The following is an 18,438-nucleotide window of genomic DNA, read 5'->3' on the forward strand; positions in this document are numbered from 1 at the left end:
ATCGTTCCTCGAAACGCCCGGAGGTTTCATGCAGGCATCGTTCGGCCGCGCGCGGCAGCCGGCAAGCATCGCGTTCGCATTGGCGTTGGCCGCGTGCGCGGGATCCGGCTCCGGCTTGCCGTCGGCCGGAACGCAAGCACCGATCGAGGCGTATCAAGCCAACGTCCGGCCGCGCATAAGCGGTAAAATTCAGCATGTCGTCATTATCATTCAAGAAAATCGCAGCGTCGACAATCTCTTTCAAGGTTTACCCGGCGCCGACACGCAGTCATACGGTTACACGAGCAAAGGGAAAAAGGTCAAGCTGATTCCGAGGTCGCTGGCCGACGAGTGGGACATCGATCACAGCGCGCGATCCTACTTCCAAGCCTGCGACGGTCAGGGATCGTTCCCCGGAACGCATTGTAAGATGGACGGTTTCAATCGCGAATCGCTGGAATGTCAGGGCCTCGGCCCGGGACATTGCCCGGCCGGCAATCCACAATACGGATACGTGCCGCATTCGGAGTCGAAGCCGTATTTCGATATGGCGCAACAGTACGTCTTCGGTGACCGCATGTTTACCTCGGAGTTCGACGCCAGCAGCTTCGTATCGCATCAATACATCATTGCCGGCCAAGCCAACTCGACCGTCGATTATCCGACGAACCTGTGGGGATGCGATGGCGGTAAGACCGACGTGGTCAACACGATCGATCAGCAACGCGTTATCACCAACAACTATATTCCGGTATGTATGGATAGTCAGACGCTCGGCGACGAATTGGATGCAGCGAAGTTGAGCTGGGGCTATTATACGGCCGGCGTGTACGGCGACGGCAATATTTGGAATGCGTATCAAGCCATCAAGCACATACGCTATGGCCCGGATTGGAAAGCCGACGTAATTCGTCCGCAGACGCGCTTCCTGAAGGACGTCGCAAACGGCCAACTCCGAACCGTGAGCTGGGTGACGCCAACGTGCGAGAATTCCGATCACGCCGGTTGCGGCAGCTCGACCGGGCCATCCTGGGTGACGTCGCTTGTGAATGCGGTCGGCGAGAGCACGTATTGGGATTCGACCGCGATCTTCGTCTTTTGGGACGAGTACGGCGGCTGGTACGATCACGTGCCGCCCAAAAAAGTCGACTACGACGGTCTCGGGATCCGCGTGCCCTTGTTGATCGTTTCTCCGTATGCAAAGAAAGGCTACGTGTCGCACGTCCAGTACGAGCACGGCAGCATCTTACGTTTCGTCGAGGATCAGTTCGGTCTCGGGCGATTGGCAGCCAGCGATTCGCGCGCCACGTCGCCCGAGGCCGACTGCTTCGATTTCAAGCAGAAGCCTCGGGCGTTCGTGCCGATTAGCGCTCCGCACGATGAAAGCTACTTTCTAACGCAAGCGCTCGATCCGCGGGCGGTCGACAACGAATAGCTGCGGGCTACTCGTAGTCGGGCGGTCGTCCATCGTCGATCTGCTGCAAGAAGAACTTGCGGTTCTTGGGTGCGGCGATCGGAACGAACTTGCGCGGCGCCTGATTAAAATCGAAGGCGTCAGACGCGGGCGAGTTTGCGCGCGTGTCGCTCGCCGATAGGCGGGGAAGTCCGAAGACGTCTTCGGCAAACTTCAAGATGCTGCCGTGCTCGTATTGCACTTTCGAGACGTAGTTCTTCTTGGCGTACGGCGAGATGACGAGCAGTCCGGTACGAATGCCCAAGCCATCGTAATCTTCCATCGGCGGGGCAATCGGATCGTAGAGTCCGCCCCAGTCGTCCCAGAAGACGAAGATCGCGGTCGAATCCCAAAACTTACTCTCGCCCACCACGTTGACCAGCGACGTCACCCACGACGGTCCGAATCCGCCGCCACAGTTGACGTGATCGGAATCCACGCACGTCGGCGTGATCCAGGTGACGTTTGAAAGTATGCCTTTGGGGACGTCGGTCAAGAACTGCTTTTGCGGCGTGATGACGTCGTTTTTCCAATCCGGCCCGTTGTAGATATGTTTGACTGCCTGATAGGCCGACCACTCCCCGCCGCCATCGTCGCCGGTGATGGAGCTGGTGTAGAAACGCCACGTAAGCTTGGCCGCATCCAGCTCGTCACCCAGCGTCGTATAATCGAAGCAGGCGACCTGCTGGGGTCCGTAGGTGCGTTTTTGGGTCAGCGTGCTAACGGTGTCGCTCGAACCGCCTTTGCAACCCCAATAGCCATAGGGAAGATCGACGCTGCTCTGCGCTTGTCCGGCGATGATGTACTGATGCGAGACGAAGCTTTCGTCGAGTTGCGACGTAAAGAAGCGCGTGCCGAGCGTCCACTCGTGCGCCATGTCGAAATACGGCTTCGAATCGGTATGCGGCACGTAGACGTATTCGGGGTTGGCCGGTCCGCCGAACGACTCTTCATTATTGAATCCATTCATCCGGCAATGCGTTCCGGGGAGATCGCCTTTGGGCGCGTTGCACGCCGCAAACATCGCCGCTGCGGAATGGTCGATAACGTATTGCGTCGCCAGGCTGACCGGCTTCAACTGGATCGTCTGTCCCGTGGAGTCTTTTCCGGACGGAACCGTATCGGCACCGGGGAAACCCTGGAACAAATTGTTCACCGAGCGGTTCTCTTGAACGATGATGATGACGTGTTTGATTTTCCCGGAGCCGCTCGACGTCGGCGGCGAAGCAATGTTCCCTTGTCCGGCGAAGGGCACTGGGGATGGAGAGTTCGCCGAGCATGCGCTCAACGAGATTGCCCCGGCCAGCACGCCGCATAACGCGAAGCGTAAATACATTATGAATCCCCTATATTCGTACGAGATAAGAACGATGGAGCAACGTACGCGGGGCGGACTCGGTGGTCCTGGACCCGGCTGCAAGCGTACGCGCTCCGGTAAGACAACGCAGCGATGAAGCGCTTCGTCGCCGCGGCCGCCCTCGGTGTATCGGTCGGATTGCGCTCGCAGACTGCTTGGGCCGTGCTTTCCATAGCAAGGCGACGCGGCGCTCGGTCCTTCATCTCTGCGGCGTGCGCGCTCGGCGAATTTGCCGCCGATCTCTCCCCGCGGGCTCCCGACCGCACGACGCCGCTGCCGTTGATCGCGCGTCTCTTCGGGGGCGGCCGCGTCGCGTATGCGATTGGCAAGCCGGGATCGCGCGTCGGTTACGCGTTGGTCGGTGGCGTGTTCGCGCTCGGCGGCGCATTCGCGGGGTTAGCCGCGCGGCGCGCCGCGGCGGAGGCGATCGGACCGGTCCCGGCTGCAGCAATCGAAGATGCCGTCGCAGTCGCGCTCGCCGCGTGGGCGGTTTGGAGCCTTCCCGAATGATTCCGGCCATCCGTCCGGGGCAAACGTTCGTCGGACGCCGCGACGAACTCGACTTTTTACAAGAAGCGTTCGAACGCGCGAGCGAGGGACGCCCAAGTTTCGTTCCGGTGGAAGGCGACGCCGGCATCGGCAAATCGCGTTTGATCGATGAGTTCACTGCCGCGTTGGGCGATGGCGCGACGGTAGCACGCGGTTGGTGCAGCGAGCAAGTCCGAAGCCCGTATCTCCCGTTTTTCGCGATGCTCTCGGCGGTCGACCAACGCGCCGCCGCACGCGCCTTCGATCCGCATCGGGATCGCGGCGACATTGAGGATAAAGCCGCTTTCTTAGCCGCCAGCGCCGGCATCCTACAACGCGTCGCGCAAAAAAAGCCGCTCGTCGCCGTGGTCGAGGACGTTCAGTGGGCCGACTCCGGTACGCTCGAATTGCTGTCGTATTTAATGCACGGACTCGGCGAAGCGCGCGTGTTGGTATTGGTGTCGATGCGCACCGAAGACGCGGCGACCAACGCCGGCCTCGCGGCATTTCGTTTGCACGCGACGCGCAGCCGCGTGGCGACGATTCGCTTGCGCGGCCTTTCGCGCAACGAGATTCGTTGTTTAGTAACGGCGCGTCTCGCGCATCGTTTGCCGAATGCCGGCGTCGTCGGACAGATCGAGCGGCTCTCCGAAGGCAATCCGCTTTTTGCCGAAGAGCTTTCGAACATCGCCGAAGACGGGCGCTTGAATCTCGCCACGGATTCGCCGGTGTCGGTCGACGCCGTGCTCAGCCAACGCTTTGCCCCGCTCTCAGAACGCGACCGCTCGTTGTTGGTTCGAGCGGCGATCGTCGGTCGCGAGTTCGACGCCGCTTTCGTCGCCAACATCGCGGGCGTCACGATCGAGACAGCGCTGGAGACGTTGCAACGAGCCGTCGAGGCGCATGTCGTGGTGACCGATTCCGTTAACCCGAACGGTTTCCGATTTCGGCATGCGTTGATCCGTCAAGCGTTGGCCGATCGACTGGTGGTCGGTTTGGCCGCTCCGTTGCACGCGCGCATCGCGGCAGCGCTCGAAGCATCCGATCCGTCGAACGTGGCCGCCCTCGCCTACCATTGGTCGAAGGCGCGCGTTGCCGATAAGGCGCGCGCGTATAACGAACGCGCCGGAGAATCCGCCTGGAACGTGTATGCGTATCGCGACGCGATCGGCTTCTACGCGAGTGCCTTACAATGGGAATATCCGGCGGGCGAAGAACGCGCGGCAGCGTTCGAACGCTTCGGCACATTGCTGTACATCGAGGGCTGTGGTGAGGAGCCGGCCTCATGGTTCGATCGCGGACGCCAGGAATGGGAAGCGGCAGGCGATTACGTCGCCGCAGCGCGCGCGCTTCTGCGGACGGCCGATCAACATTGGGTGGATGCGCGCACGGACGAAAGCATGGCAGCGGCGCGCACGGCAGTCGAGCGCCTCGCGCCTCTGCAGCGTCCGGCCGAAGCACTAGAGGCACATCTGTCGCTGGCGCGCTTTGCAATCACGTTGGGCGACGCCGCCACCGCGCATGTTGAGTTGCAAGCGGCGCACGGGCTCGGTGGGTCGCTCGAGATTCCGGCCAACGCCAGTTTTTATGAGATACGCGCCGAAGCCGGCGCCGCGCTCGGGAACTCGGCAACGGCGTTGCTCGACTGTGCGACCGCGTCCCGCCTGGCGCAAGCCGGCCGCAATAGCGAAGCGATCGTCCAGATCGAGAACAACTGCGCGTTGGTCGCGGCCGAACTCGGCGCGATCCCAGCGGCGATCCGGCGCCATGAGATCGCTCTGGCCGAGGCTCGGCGCACAAGCATGCCGTGGCGAATCGCCTACTCGGCGCTCAATTTTGCGCAGACCTTAACGCTGTCGGGCGACCTGCGTCGAGCGCGCACGGTTGCGTGGGAAGCGATCGAAAGTGGCGTCACGACCGCGACGTTTCGCACCAAGGCAGCGGCTGTCGGAATTCCGCTGGCGTTGCTGCTAAACGACCGCCGCCTTCTCGACGCCTGCGCCCGTGACGAAGCGCTCGAGCTTGCGCGCCGTTCGGGCGAGGTGCAACGTATCTCCGCCGTCGGCGCCGCGTTCGCAGAATTACGCTCCGCCCAGGGCGCGCTCGAGGAAGCGCGCCGGATCGTGCGGGATACGATCGCAGCCATCGAGACGATCGGAACGCCGCACCGTTGCGTCGCCCTGGTGCTGCACGTCATCGCGAACGGCGGCCAGGTCGAGCGCGACTGGGCCGGCGCCGCGCTGCAGCGGAGCTGGACGAGGCCGGCGGTACTGCGTGCGTGCCGCCTCATGCTGCATGCCGCCGTCGAGCCGAGCGGTTCGCCTCGCGCGGCCCGTAGCGCTTCGTCGGCGGCGGCGCAGTTCGGACGTCTCGGCTGGAACCTAGCGCGGGCCCGCGCGCTCGAGATGGCCGGAAACGCGGGTAGCGCGTATGCAGCGTATGTAGCGATGGGCGATGTCCGCGACGCCGACCGATTGGCACCGGTCGCGTGCGACGAGAGCAAGTCCCGGGCCGATAGTCTGAGCCCGCGGCAGCGCCAGATCGCCGAACTCGTGGCCGAAGGAGTCACCAATCGCGTCATCGCCCAACGGCTGAATATCAGCGAGCACACCGTCGAACATCATCTGTCGAGCATTTTCGCGCGTTTGGGCCTGCGTTCGCGCGCGGCTTTGGCAGCTCGCGTGGGGAGACTGCCACCGCAATAGCGGAATCCCGGGATAGCGTTCGGCCGCCGCTCTCCGTATAATTCGCGCAAGACCGGAGGAGGAGCACGATGGTCAAGCTATGTTTGGTGGCGCGCCGTTGGATTGCCGCGGTGATTGCCGTTTCTTGGGTACTGTGCGTTCCCGTCAATGCCGGTACGACCGGCAGTTTAGCGGGGAGCGTCGTCTCGTCTGCTAACGACGAACCCATCGCCGGTGCCGTCGTGCGGATGACGAGCCCGTCCCAGGTGGCCTCGACCCACACCGACGCCAGCGGCCGGTTCATCTTCCTCTCTCTGGCACCCGACACGTACGTCATAACGATCGACCACACCGGCTTCGAACCGCTCTCGGCCAGCGGCCTGAGCATCTTTGCCGATCAAGCGCAAACGCTGTCGTTCAAACTCAACAAGAGCCTAAAAACGATCGCTACGGTTCAATCGCGCTCGTCCTTGAGCGAAGTGCGGCCGGGAACGATCACCGACGTGTATTCGGTCAATCCGGCGGTCACCAAAGCGGCAGCACCGATCGGCGGCGGCGGCGGACTGAACAACGTGTACTCGGCGATCGCCGCCATGCCGGGCGCCTACGTGCCCAACGGCCAAATGGGCGTCAACCAGACGGTCTACATTCGCGGCGGTTACTACGACCAAATCGGCTACGAATACGACGGCGTTCCGGTCAATCGCTCGTTCGACAACTATCCCGCGCATTCGGCCTCCACGCTCGGCCAACAAGAGCTGCAGATTTATGCCGGCGGAGGCGGAGCGAGCGCCAACGCTACCGGCTTGGCCGGGTTTATCAACCAGGTCGTCAAGACCGGTACGTTTCCCGGCTACGCCAACGTTTCGGGATCGGTCGGCTCACCGACGTTCTATCACGACGTTTCGTTCGAAACCGGCGGCGCGACGCCCGATCGTCTCTTCTCGTACTATGTCGGGGCTAGCGGTTACAATCAAGATTTTCGCTATCTCACGCAGTACAACGGCGGCGACCTCATGAGCGATTTTCCGTACGGCGCCGGCCCAAGCAATCTCACGACCGAGCTGGATTTTTATCCGGCGGTATACCCGACGTGCAATACGAATGCGTCGTACACCAACCCGGCGGCCAAGTTTCTGAGCGACGATCCGGGCTGCTTCTCAGCGTTCGGCTCCAACTATAGCGAAGTTTCCTACATCGCGGGCCGCGAGATCGTCGCGAACATGCACTTCGGTATCCCGCATCACAACGACGCCGGCCGCGACGACGTGCAAGTTTTGTACACCTCCTCGGCGCAGTTTCGGCAATATTATAGTGGCGTCGACGACGGTGGCTTGCCCCTCGCCCAAGGACTGCTGCAGCAGTGCGATTTCTCGCATTGCGCACCGCCGCATTGGCCGGACTATTACACCTTTCCAGGTGGCACGCAGTTCCTTGCGCCGGCAAAGACGCAACAGATCGCCTACCTCTTTCCGGGCTCGCCGACCGACCGCTGCGCGAACGTCAGCGGCGTCCCGAATGCTTGTAATATTGGGGATGGCGACTACGCGCTGTTACCCAACGATTATCGCGACGGCCGGTGGGACACCGCCAACATTTTCAAACTACAGTATCAGAAGAATTTCGGAAGCAACGCCTATCTTCGGGTCTTCGGCTACTCGTTCTATTCCGATACGAATCGCAGCGGCGCGAGCCGTCGCGGTATCGGCAGCGGTTACGGCGCCACGAACTACGACTACGAAGTCGACGGGCACACGCGCGGCATTCAAGCCGACCTTGGCGACCAGATCAACGCAACGAACCTATTGAGCGCGAACCTCAACTATATCACTTCGACGACGTTGCGCTTGAACAACGATAACTACTTAAATACGGCGAGCCAACAAGTGAGCAACTTCACCAACGGTTCGGAGTGTTTCGCCTTCGAAAATGGCAACGTCGGCAAGGAGCATTTCAGCAAAGGCGAGGTGGCGCCGTGTAACGCACCGATCACGCAAGGCACGTTCGAAGATCCGTCCGGAAGAGGCAACTGGAACGGCAACCCGTGCGCCACCGGAAACGTTGGCGCGAGTTCTCCTGCCTGCAAGGCGGGCGCGCTGTTTCAGCTCACCTACACCGGCAATCAGGGCGAGCTCAATCAAGTCGTCCCGCAGTTCGTCGATGCCTCCATATCGGATGAATTTCGCCCGAACGATAAGCTCGACATCAGCCTCGCCCTCAAATATGCCGACGATCAGTTCACACTCGATAACACCGATACGCCCGGCAAGAACTTCTGGTTTGCGGCCGCGCAACGCGAGTTTTGCTACAATCCGCTGACGTTCGAACCGGTTCTCAAGCCGGAAGCACCGCAGAACGACTCCATCATCGAACCGTACGTCGGGTTCGTCTGCCCAATTGACAAGTCGAGCGGTACGCCGGTGCAGACGGTTCACCCCGATGGCAAGAACGGCCACTTGCTGCTTTCGAACCAATACCCATCGACCTACGTACAAAACTATTGGCAGCCGCGGATCGGCCTCACCTACACGGTCAACCCAGACACGGTGTTGCGCGCGTCGGCCGGACGCTACGCACAAGAGCCGCAAAACTACGAAGTGCAGTACGACAGCTTGGAAGAGAATCTCGCATCCGAGATCCTCGGCTTCTTGCCGTACGGCTTCACGACGCCGTTTCACAACGCGCAGGCGCAGTTTTCTAACAACTACGACTTCTCGTACGAGCATCATTTTCACGGGACCGACACCTCGGTAAAAGTAACGCCGTACTATCGCTTCGCGACGCAGCAGCTCGATGAAAACATCTATATTCCGACGCTGCTGGCGTCGCCGGCGCTCAATGCGGGGACGCAGATTAGCTACGGCGTCGAGTTTCAACTGGCCAAAGGTGATTTTTCGAAGAACGGTTTAGCCGGCATCTTCTCCTACACGTACCTCTACACCAAGGAGAAGTGGAACGACTTTCAGGGCATCGGCGTGAACGCCGTCTCGCCGTACAATCAATACATTCAGGAATACAACGCGTTGACCAAAGCCGGCGGCGGCGCTCCGTGTTACCGCGACAATCGCAGCGGACGTCCCGCGCCGAACTGTCACAACAACGCGATCGCTAACCCGTACTACAATATGGCGCCGCAGCCGCTGCTCGATCCTAGCGCCTGGTACGTTACCGGACTCGATTATCCGTACACGTCTCCGAACGTCTTCGCGCTCGTGCTCAACTATAAACACGATCGTTTCTCCATTACGCCTGCCATGACGCTCAACCAGGGGGCCGCCTACGGAGCGCCGTCCGACGTCCAAGGACTCGACCCGCGCACGTGTACGGCGACCCAGAGCAGCATCGGCATTCACGGCGTCAACCCACACGCACCCGACTACACCTCGTGCGGATTGGCCGCGACGCCCAGCGGCTCGCTGTACATTCCGAATCCCACGACGGGCACGTTCGATTCGTTCGGCCAGTTCACGCAGCCGTGGCAGTTCAACATGGGGCTGCAACTGCACTACGATTTCTCGCCGCGCGTTGCGGGCAACGTGACGATCGCGAATTTAGTCAACGAATGTTTCGGCGGATCGAGCACGACCTGGAGCCGGCAGTACGCGCCCAGCTCCACCGTCTGCGGCTACTCGCCCAACATCTTCTACGATAGCAACTTCTACAACGGCACGGGCCCGAACGACAAGGCGGCCAACGGCGTCGCATTCAATCCGTATTTCTCGCAGCCGTTCATCCCGTCGTACGGCGACAACAACTCGTTCAACTATCCGCTACCGATCAATCTGTACTTCCAACTGCAGCTGAAGATCTAGAGCTTCACCGTGCTCCGCCGCTGCGTCGCCGCCTGTTCGGTCCTGGTTGCCCTCCCGTTGGGCGTGCGTGCGGCAGCGAACTTTTCGGTGCCCGACATCGCACGAATCGTCGACGTAACGCAATCGGCGATCGCGGCCGATGGACGGCACGTCGCATTCGTGGCATCCCGCGCGGTGCTCGAACGCAACGACTACCGCGATGAACTCTGGGTCTACGATCGAACGACTCGTACGTCGTTGCGCTTGGCGACGCGACACGACTCCGTTTCGGGGCCGGCATGGTCGCCCGACGGACGTTCGATCGCCGCGATCGCCGGCGATGCGAACGGTAGCGACCAACTCTACATCTTCGGGCTCGACGGCACCGAACGGCGCATCACCGCGGGTTCGACCGGTGTCGTCACGTTCGCTTGGCGGCCGAATGGACGATCGATCGCATTCGTGCGCTCCGACCCCGTGCCGCAGCGCACCGGCGCGGCAGCCTATGCCGATGCATTTGAAGTGACCGACAACGACTATCTCGCGACCGCGCGTCCGCAACCGCGCCATCTTTGGCTGGCGCAAGTGCGCGGCGGCGAACGGCGCCTGACCGAAGGAACGTGGAGCGTCGCCAACTCGACCCTGTCGTGGTCGCCGGACGGCGCGGAGCTTGCGTATCTGCGCGTGCCCAACGCGATCCACGGCATATCCGACCGCTCCGCCGCCTACGCCCTCGACCTAAAGAGCGGCGTTTCGCGCGCGCTAACGGCGCACGACGCGCACGAGGACCAAGTCGAGTGGTCGCCCGCCGGCCAACGCTTGTTGTATCTCTTTCCGCGAGACGGGGATCCGGCTTCTGCCACGACGGTGCGGACCGTCGACCTTTCGACGCACGAAGGCGACGCGTCGTCCCAGCTCGACCGGCACGTCGATACCGCCGCGTGGTATCCCGACGGGCGCGGGATGCTGCTCAAGGTGTACGACGTAACGTCTGGTCCGCTGTATGCGCTCGACGAACGCGGCACGCCACGTAAATTACCGCTGGGCGACATCGTCGATGCATCGATCGACTCGGCACAAAGCGTCGCACGGGACGGAACGATTGCTTTTACCGGCAAGACTGCAAGCCTTCCGGATGAGTTGTATGTGTTGCCACCGGGTGCCTCGAGCCCCGAACGAATCACGCACTTCAACGATACGCTCGCACAACGGAACTTGGGCCGCGCCACCACGGTACGGTGGACGTCGAGCGACGGTTTCCAAGAAGCCGGCGTCTTGACATATCCGCCGGACTATCGGCCCGGCCGCACATACCCGCTCGTGTTGCGCATCCACGGCGGCCCGGCCGAAACGTCGCTGGCGGCGTTCGAACCGTTCTATCAAAGCGCCGCCGCGCGCGGCTATCTGGTTTTCGCGCCCAACTACCGCGGTAGCACCAACATGGGCAATGCGTTCGAACGGGCGATCTTCAATGACGCCAGCGTTGGGCCGGGTCGTGACGTGATGGAAGGGATCGCCGCTGTGGAACGCCTCGGAATCGTCGACGCATCGAAGCTTGCCGTTTCGGGTTGGTCGTACGGAGGACAGATGACGTCGTGGATGATCTCGCACTATCCCATTTGGAAATGCGCGGTCACCGGCGCGGCGGTCAACGATCTGGTAGTCGACTACACGATCGCCGACGATATCGACGCCGACCGGGCCTCTTTCTCGGATTCGCCGTTCGTCGGGGATCGGCTCGCCGCGTGGCAAGCGCAGTCTCCCATCTCGTTTTTTAAGAACGTTCGCACGCCATTGCTGATGCTCGGCAACGTGTACGACGTGCGCGTTCCAATCGTCGAGCAATACGAGTGGTATCACGCGTTGCGCGACAGCGGCGTGCCGGTAACGTTTTATGCCTATCCCAGTCGCGGGCATCTTCCCAACGGTCCGGTGCGGTTAGCCGATGCATATGAAAGGTGGTTAGGGTGGTTCGACCGGTATCTCGCGCCGTGAGCGCCGTTCGTTTGACGGTGCCGGCGATCGTCGCAGGCGTTCTCGGTTTTCTAGGCGCTCCGGCGGCACAAGCACAAGCTCCCGCGGCCTCGCCGTGTGCGATGACCGTTTATCCGCGAGTGGGGACGTACGTGCGTACGCCTCGACTGCACGGGCCGGGACTCGTATTAGCGGGCGGCGGCGCCGAAGAAGCTCCGGAGGCCGTCTTTGCGTGGATGCGGCGCACGATCGCCGGAACGGACGCCGGTAGAGCCGGTAACGTAGTAGTGCTGCGCGCGGCATCGGCCAACGAATACGACCCGTTCTTTTATAGCGACGGGCGCTTCGCATCGGTGCAAACGGTACTGATTCCGCCCTGCGCGGCGCGCGCCGATCTGGATCGGGCCGCGAAGATCGTCGACGGCGCCGACGCCGTCTTCTTCGCCGGCGGCGATCAAGCACATTACGTCGTGTGGAAGGGCAGTGCACTCATTGCGGCCGTCAAACGGGTCTATGCGCGCGGCGGCATCGTCGGCGGCGGCAGCGCCGGCTTGGCGATTCAAGGCGCGGTGGTGTTCGATGCGGTCGCCGGTGACCGCCTCAACGCCGACGTGCATACAGCCGATGCCGTCGCCAATCCGTTCGAACCGCGCATCAGCTTCACCACCGGCTTGTTTTCGTGGCCGCCGCTGCGCGACACGATGACCGACACGCATTTTGCCGTACGCAATCGCTTCGGACGCACCGTGGTCTTTCTCGCACGTATCGCGACCGACGGGCTGATGCCGGGGGCGGCGACGATCTATGCGTTGGGAATCGATCAGGCTAGTGCGGTCGTCGTCGATGCCCGCGGCGTTGCCACGCTGATCAATGCGACCGGCGGGCGCGGTGCGTATCTCGTGCGGGCGCCGGGCAGCGCAAAGATACGGAGCGGCGTGCCGTTCGTCTACCGCGTCGAAGTCTCGCACGTGCGACGCAACTTCGAAACCTTTAACCTCGCAGCCAAGACGACGTCGGACCCGTGGTCCGAAGTTCGAGTGAATGCATCCGCAACGATGTATAGCCGGGATCCGTACGATCTGTGAAACGAGCGATCGCGCTTCTGCTGATCTGCCTGGGGCTCGCGGCGTGCTCGCGCCACGATTCGCATTACACGCGCGCAGAGCTCGTCATCGCGCAACAGCACGAGCCGATGTCGCTCAACCCCGCACTCGAAAACGGCACGTCGTCGATGGAACTCGGTCTGCTGATTTTCCAATATTTGGTAAAGTTCGACGACCACTCTCGGATGATCGGCGATGCGGCCATCGAACCGCCGACGCTTCGCAACGGCGGCATTAGCCGCGACGGATTGACCATCACGTACCACCTCCGTCCCGGACTGCGATTTTCCGACGGCAAGCCGCTCACCGCGGACGATTGCGTTTGGTCGATTCATGCCATCCAAAATCCCGCCAACAACGCTCAGTCGAGGTATGGATACGACCGCATAACCTCTGCCGAGGCGCCGAATCCCACCACGCTGGTTCTCCACTTGCGATCGCCCTTCGCGCCGCTGACCACCTTGGTTCTCGCGCCGCAAGGCTTTCCAATTTTACCGCGCCACGTGTTACAGAACGAAGCCAACTTCAATCACGACACGTTTTCGCTTACGCCGATCGGCTCGGGCCCGTACGTCGTGATGCGATGGCTTCACGGCGACCGTTTGGAACTTCGCTCGAATCCGTTCTATTGGCAGGGCAAGCCGCGCATCGATCGCATCACGCTGCGCTTCGTAGCCGACGCCAATACGGCCATTAGCCTGCTGCAGACCGGCGAAATCGACGGCTATTTCGACGACCAGGACCTCGGTAATTTCCCACAGTTGCAGCAGCTCCCGCACACGTACATCTCGAGCTATCCGATTAACGGCGTCGGTGCGATCATCTTTAATACCGCCGATCCGGCAACCGCCGACCCGCGCGTGCGGCACGCCTTAGCGGAAGCGCTCGACATCCCATCTCTGGTGTCAAAAACCTACCGCGGCGCGTATTCCAGCCGCGATGCCGCTCGAGGGTTGTTCATGTGGGCCTACGACCCGCATGCCTATCCCAACGTACCATACGACCCGAGCGATGCATCCAAACTGCTGGACGCCGCCGGCTGGCGCACCGGCCCGTCGGGTGTGCGCGGGAAAGACGGTCATCCACTCGACATTCAGTTGATTATCCAAGCGCAAACGCCCGGCGATCAAATCATCGGCAATACGGTCGCGGCGGAAGAGCGCGCCATCGGCGTGCGGGTGTCGATCAAACAGTTCAACGTGACGCAGTTCGTCGCTCCGGCGGGTATGGGAGGACCGGTATACGGCGGTCATTTTCAAATGGCGCTCTACCCCTTCTTGAACGGTGACGATCCGGACACGACCGACCAGTTCGCGTGCGACCACGTGCCGCCCAACGGCTACAACAAATCCCGGATCTGCGATCCCGCAATCGACGCGCTGCTCTCCGCCGGCCGCCGCACCTACGACCAGACCGCCCGCAAGACGATCTATGCCGCGCTACAGCGAGCGCTATATCGCGAACTTCCAATCGCAATGCTGTATCAGCGGCGGCAAATCGGCGCGTTTACCGATCGATTGCACGGGCAGACGACGTCGTTTTCCGGAGCGTTTTGGAACGTCGGGCATTGGACGCTGTCGCAGTGACGGTTCTTCTCGACGGTGCGCCGGCAATCGCCGTAGTGCGTGGTGACGGCATCGAATCGGTCCATCGCGTCGCTTCGTGCGTTGCCGACGATGAGGGCCACATTCTCGACGCCGTCGGAGCGGTGGACGTCCCGGTTTTCCTGCGCTCGTCCGCCAAGCCGTTCATCGCCGCGGCGATCGTGCGCGCCGGCGTGGCCCAGCAATTCGGCCTCGATCAACGTGAGATCGCGATCGTCGCCGGTTCGCATAACGGCGAGCCGTTCCACATCGACGCCGTTCGCTCCATGCTCCACAAGATGAACCTGCCGGAAACGGCATTGCAGTGCGGCCCGCATCTTCCCTACGACGAAGCGTCGGCGCACGCGTTGTTACGCTCGGGCGCGTCTCCGACCGCCATTCACAACAATTGTTCGGGCAAACACGCCGGCATTCTCGGGCTGTGTCTAGCGATGCAAACGCCGATCGAAACGTATTTGGAGCGCGATCATCCCGCCCAACGCGCGATCTTGTCGTTCTGCGCGCGCATATGCGGCATCGACACGTCTGCGATGACGATGGGCGTCGATGGTTGCGGAATCCCGGTTTTTGCGGTACCGCTCACGGTTGCCGCCACCGCCTTTGCGCGCCTCGCCACGCTACAACGCATCGATCCGCAAGACGCGCAAGCGCTGAAAACCGTGCGCGACGCAATGATGGCGCATCCCGAATACGTCGGAGGAACCGCCGAATTCGATACCGACCTGATGCGCGTTGCAAAGGGCGACGTGACGGCGAAGTCCGGCGCGGAAGGCGTGCACGGTTTGGCCGCATTGCGCGCGCGCGTCGGAGCGGTGCTAAAAGTTGTCGACGGCAACGGGCGAGCGGTGCCGGCCGCGACGATGGCACTGCTACGGCGAACGCAGATTGCAGGCGATGCACCCCTACGGGCGTTGCAATCGTTTGCGGAGCCCGAGTTGCGCAACCGCGCCGGACGTATCGTCGGCGCGCTGCGTTCGCTGCCCGAACGCGAGCCGGCGGCCTACGAACTGCTCGAACGTCAAGCGCGTGCGCTGCTCGAAGGCGAGCGCGACATCGTCGCCAATGCGGCCAATATTGCCGCGTTCGTGTACGACGAACTTCCGGATATCAATTGGGCGGGCTTTTACTTCATGCACGACGACGGCACGCTGGTGCTCGGGCCGTTCGGCGGAAAGCCTGCGTGTTCGCGGCTAGCGGCGGGACGCGGCGTCTGTGGAGCGGCGGCCTCCCAACGTCGCACGTTGGTCGTCGACGATGTGCGCGCGTTCTCCGATCACATCGCGTGCGACTCGGCGTCGCGTTCCGAAATCGTCGTGCCCTTCTACGATGGCGACCGCGTCGGCGGAGTACTCGACATCGATAGCCCGTCGGTCGGCCGTTTTAGTGAAGCCGACCGGCAAGGCATCGAAGCGCTGGCGCGAGTGTTTTCCGAAGCCGCTTACGGCTGAGGGGGAGGGGGACCGCCGTCGGGCGGCGCGCCGTTCGGCGGGGGGCCGTTCGGTGCAGCGCCGTCAGGCGGCGGAGCACCTTGCGGAGGACCACCCGGCCAGCCGTGCGGACCGCCGCCGCCGTGCATCATTCCCATTCCCGATTCGGGAGCGAGCGCCATCAGCAGGATGCTACCCGGGTCGTTCCGGCTGGGCCCGGGAGTGCGCATCGGTCGCGGTGAGCTCTGCGCGCCCGGCATTTGTTGTGCCATTTGCGACTGCATTTGTTGATGCAAAGCGAGGCTTTGTTGCTTGAACGAATCGCGCGCCGACAGGATTGCCTGGCGTTCGGACTGATTCAACACCCCGTCGATTTGCGCGGCAGCTGCGCGCGGGTCGGGACTGGCCGAAACCGCCATCGTGCCGATAATTCCGGCGATGGCGTTGCGATGATCGGTCGATAACGCGGACAATGCGTGCGAGCGGAACTGCCGCCGCAACTGCATCTCCTGTTGCATAAACGCACCGAAGCTACCGTGTTTCCAAGCATGCGAGGAGGTTCCGGACGGGGGCGGGCTCGGGGGAGTATCGGCTGCGGTAACGGCCACCGGTGCGATGGTAAGCGTCAGCGTCAGCGCCAGCAAGAGGTATCTCATGGGCGCATTGTAGGATGCCGCGCCGTAATCTTGCCTGAGAAACGTTCAACCGTTGCGAATCGTGTTAAGGCGCTCCCGTCCATGCGGCGCGGCGAAATCGAGCAGCGGCCCGATCGGCACGATGCGCGTCGGGTTGATCTGCTCGTGCGTCGCATAGTAGTGCCGTTTGATGTGGTCGAGGTTAACGGTTTCGGCGACGCCGTCGATTTGGTACAAATCGCGCACGTAGCCGCTGAGATTTGGAAAGTCGACGATCCGTCGCAAATTGCATTTGAAATGGCCGAAATATACCGCATCGAATCGCACCAGCGTTACGAAAAAGCGCCAGTCGCATTCGAGCGGTTGGTCGCCCAGCAAATACCGGCGTTCGGCCAAGCGGGCATCCATGGCATCGAGCGTTTCGAACACGCGATATGCCGCGCGTTCGTACGCGCGTTGCGAAGTCGCGAAGCCCGCCCGGTAAACGCCGTTGTTCACCGTCGCGTACAGCACGTCGTTCAAGCGGTCGATCTCGTCGCGCATCGATGCGGGATACAGATTCAATCCAGAGTCGCCAAATGCGTCGAACTCCGTCTCGAACATGCGCATGATGTCGTCGTCCGAGTTGCTGACGATTCGGTGCGTCTTCGTGTCCCACAAGACCGGCACGGTCACGCGGCCCGCGTACGACGGATCGCTCGAGGTGTACGCTTGGCTCAAGAAGTGCCATTCGTTGACCGGATCCGGTTCGAAGAAGCGCCACCCACGTTCGTCGCGAATCGGATCCACAATCGTCATGCCAATCACATCTTCGAGCCGCTTCAACGTTCGAACGATGATCGTCCGGTGTGCCCACGGGCACGCCAACGACACGTATAGATGGTACCTTCCGGATTCTGCCGGGAATTCGGAGGCCGGATCGGCGCGGACCCAGCCTCGGAACGCATCGTCTTGACGCTGAAACTCCCCCGAATTGCCTTGCTCGTCGGGAAACTGCGCGGAAACCGTCATAGTCTCCGTAACCGCGTCGGGTTGCTGATGGTCGCAGCCTGTCTGGCAGCCTGCGCGCGTCACACCGTGGCTGCCGTAACGACACCCTCCGTCGACGTAGTCCTCGGCGTGCCCGTGTATCCCGGCGCCCAAGCCGACGCCGGCGGAAGCTTCACGACTAAGGAGGGCCGGTCGGTCGCCGCATTTCAGACGACGGATGCGTACGACCGAGTCGTTGCGTTCTACCGCAAACGCCTGCCGACCGGATCGCAAACGATGTCGGCCGCTACCGGCGACGGCAAGGCCGCGGAGTTCGAATACGCGCGCGGCAACTGGCACATCACCATCGAGGTCGCGTCGTCCAAGCCGGCCGAAACCGACGTGCTGATTAAGCGGTCCCGGACGCCTCGCCGGGCTGGAACTTGAGCGATAACGAGTTGATGCAATAGCGGGTTCCACGCGGTCCCGGACCATCGTCGAACACATGCCCAAGATGCGAATCGCAGGCTTTACAGCGGACTTCGGTGCGGTGCATTCCGTGGCTGTCGTCGTTGAGCAGCCGAACGTTCTCGAGTTCTCCGGGATGCGTGAAACTGGGCCATCCGCAATGCGACTCGAACTTCGAATCCGACTTGAATAACGCCTGACCGCAGGCGCCGCACATGTAGGTTCCCTCGTCGTTGACGCGCAGAAGACTGCCGCTATTGGGCGCCTCGGTGCCGCCCTCGCGGAGAACGTGATAACGCTCGGGTCCGAGCTCTTCGCGCCACTGCTGTTCGGTTTTTTCAATCATACACTGCTTAAACCGCGAGGGGCGCGCTTCGGGATGCACGCCAGGCCGTGCCGGATGGCACCTCGGCGGCACTTCCGGTTGCATGGCCGAGAGCAGGCAGGCCCAAAGAGATAGCCCATG

Annotated in this window: 13 protein-coding genes; 9 read left to right on the forward strand and 4 right to left on the reverse strand. The window is 62.1% G+C overall.

Annotation, left to right across the window (positions count from 1 at the left end; genetic code table 11):
- The first annotated feature begins 28 nt into the window (after positions 1 to 28).
- A complete protein-coding gene (locus VGF98_05680) occupies positions 29 to 1,414 on the forward strand; it encodes an alkaline phosphatase family protein (protein HEY1681105.1) in 1,386 nt (461 codons plus the stop codon).
- Between the two features lie 7 nt (positions 1,415 to 1,421).
- On the opposite strand, the gene VGF98_05685 is transcribed toward VGF98_05680, so the two are convergent.
- The gene (locus tag VGF98_05685) at positions 1,422 to 2,768 is read right to left on the reverse strand and encodes an alkaline phosphatase family protein (GenBank protein ID HEY1681106.1); all 1,347 of its coding nucleotides are present in this window, start codon (positions 2,766 to 2,768) and stop codon (positions 1,422 to 1,424) included.
- A 114-nt stretch (positions 2,769 to 2,882) separates the two neighbouring features.
- On the opposite strand from VGF98_05685, the gene VGF98_05690 reads away from it, so the two are divergent.
- The 7 genes from VGF98_05690 to VGF98_05720 all read left to right on the forward strand — a co-directional run bounded on the left by VGF98_05690 (position 2,883) and on the right by VGF98_05720 (position 15,921).
- Positions 2,883 to 3,299 carry a hypothetical protein gene (locus VGF98_05690; protein HEY1681107.1) on the forward strand — a complete coding sequence of 139 codons (417 nt, stop codon included), beginning with the start codon at positions 2,883 to 2,885 and terminating at the stop codon, positions 3,297 to 3,299.
- On the forward strand, positions 3,296 to 6,022 hold the full coding sequence (locus VGF98_05695; GenBank protein HEY1681108.1) for an AAA family ATPase: 2,727 nt from the start codon (positions 3,296 to 3,298) through the stop codon (positions 6,020 to 6,022). Before VGF98_05690 ends, VGF98_05695 begins: the two co-directional genes overlap by 4 nt.
- Positions 6,023 to 6,090: 68 nt before the next feature.
- Positions 6,091 to 9,813, forward strand: a complete 3,723-nt coding sequence (locus VGF98_05700) for a TonB-dependent receptor (GenBank protein HEY1681109.1) — start codon at positions 6,091 to 6,093, stop codon at positions 9,811 to 9,813.
- Between the two features lie 9 nt (positions 9,814 to 9,822).
- Complete coding sequence (locus VGF98_05705) at positions 9,823 to 11,787, forward strand: S9 family peptidase (GenBank protein HEY1681110.1); 1,965 nt, start codon at positions 9,823 to 9,825, stop codon at positions 11,785 to 11,787.
- Complete coding sequence (locus VGF98_05710; GenBank protein ID HEY1681111.1) at positions 11,784 to 12,851, forward strand: hypothetical protein; 1,068 nt, start codon at positions 11,784 to 11,786, stop codon at positions 12,849 to 12,851. Before VGF98_05705 ends, VGF98_05710 begins: the two co-directional genes overlap by 4 nt.
- Positions 12,848 to 14,455: a peptide ABC transporter substrate-binding protein gene (locus VGF98_05715; GenBank protein HEY1681112.1), complete on the forward strand. Its 1,608-nt coding sequence runs from the start codon at positions 12,848 to 12,850 to the stop codon at positions 14,453 to 14,455. Before VGF98_05710 ends, VGF98_05715 begins: the two co-directional genes overlap by 4 nt.
- The gene (locus tag VGF98_05720) at positions 14,452 to 15,921 is read left to right on the forward strand and encodes an asparaginase (GenBank protein ID HEY1681113.1); all 1,470 of its coding nucleotides are present in this window, start codon (positions 14,452 to 14,454) and stop codon (positions 15,919 to 15,921) included. Before VGF98_05715 ends, VGF98_05720 begins: the two co-directional genes overlap by 4 nt.
- Here the strand turns inward: VGF98_05720 and VGF98_05725 are convergent.
- Both VGF98_05725 and VGF98_05730 read right to left on the reverse strand, forming a co-directional pair.
- Positions 15,912 to 16,556, reverse strand: a complete 645-nt coding sequence (locus tag VGF98_05725) for a hypothetical protein (protein HEY1681114.1) — start codon at positions 16,554 to 16,556, stop codon at positions 15,912 to 15,914. The genes VGF98_05720 and VGF98_05725 overlap by 10 nt on opposite strands.
- A 45-nt stretch (positions 16,557 to 16,601) precedes the next feature.
- The gene (locus tag VGF98_05730) at positions 16,602 to 17,546 is read right to left on the reverse strand and encodes a glutathione S-transferase family protein (GenBank protein ID HEY1681115.1); all 945 of its coding nucleotides are present in this window, start codon (positions 17,544 to 17,546) and stop codon (positions 16,602 to 16,604) included.
- A 27-nt stretch (positions 17,547 to 17,573) separates the two neighbouring features.
- Here VGF98_05730 and VGF98_05735 point away from each other — a divergent pair, with 27 nt between their 5' ends.
- On the forward strand, positions 17,574 to 17,951 hold the full coding sequence (locus VGF98_05735; protein HEY1681116.1) for a hypothetical protein: 378 nt from the start codon (positions 17,574 to 17,576) through the stop codon (positions 17,949 to 17,951).
- Here VGF98_05735 and msrB read toward each other — a convergent pair.
- Positions 17,914 to 18,318 carry a peptide-methionine (R)-S-oxide reductase MsrB gene (gene msrB, locus VGF98_05740; protein HEY1681117.1) on the reverse strand — a complete coding sequence of 135 codons (405 nt, stop codon included), beginning with the start codon at positions 18,316 to 18,318 and terminating at the stop codon, positions 17,914 to 17,916. The genes VGF98_05735 and msrB overlap by 38 nt on opposite strands.
- Positions 18,319 to 18,438: the final 120 nt, after the last annotated feature.

This window comes from Candidatus Tumulicola sp., assembly GCA_036490475.1.
GTDB lineage: Bacteria > Vulcanimicrobiota > Vulcanimicrobiia > Vulcanimicrobiales > Vulcanimicrobiaceae > Tumulicola.

Excerpts from the sequence above, each read along its gene's own strand:
- VGF98_05680 (HEY1681105.1), top strand. The coding sequence starts at position 29 with ATGCAGGCATCGTTCGGCCGCGCGCGGCAGCCGGCAAGCATCGCGTTC.
- VGF98_05685 (HEY1681106.1), bottom strand. The coding sequence starts at position 2,768 with ATGTATTTACGCTTCGCGTTATGCGGCGTGCTGGCCGGGGCAATCTCG.
- VGF98_05690 (HEY1681107.1), top strand. The coding sequence starts at position 2,883 with ATGAAGCGCTTCGTCGCCGCGGCCGCCCTCGGTGTATCGGTCGGATTG.
- VGF98_05695 (HEY1681108.1), top strand. The coding sequence starts at position 3,296 with ATGATTCCGGCCATCCGTCCGGGGCAAACGTTCGTCGGACGCCGCGAC.
- VGF98_05700 (HEY1681109.1), top strand. The coding sequence starts at position 6,091 with ATGGTCAAGCTATGTTTGGTGGCGCGCCGTTGGATTGCCGCGGTGATT.
- VGF98_05725 (HEY1681114.1), bottom strand. The coding sequence starts at position 16,556 with ATGAGATACCTCTTGCTGGCGCTGACGCTGACGCTTACCATCGCACCG.
- VGF98_05730 (HEY1681115.1), bottom strand. The coding sequence starts at position 17,546 with ATGACGGTTTCCGCGCAGTTTCCCGACGAGCAAGGCAATTCGGGGGAG.
- VGF98_05735 (HEY1681116.1), top strand. The coding sequence starts at position 17,574 with ATGGTCGCAGCCTGTCTGGCAGCCTGCGCGCGTCACACCGTGGCTGCC.
- msrB (HEY1681117.1), bottom strand. The coding sequence starts at position 18,318 with ATGATTGAAAAAACCGAACAGCAGTGGCGCGAAGAGCTCGGACCCGAG.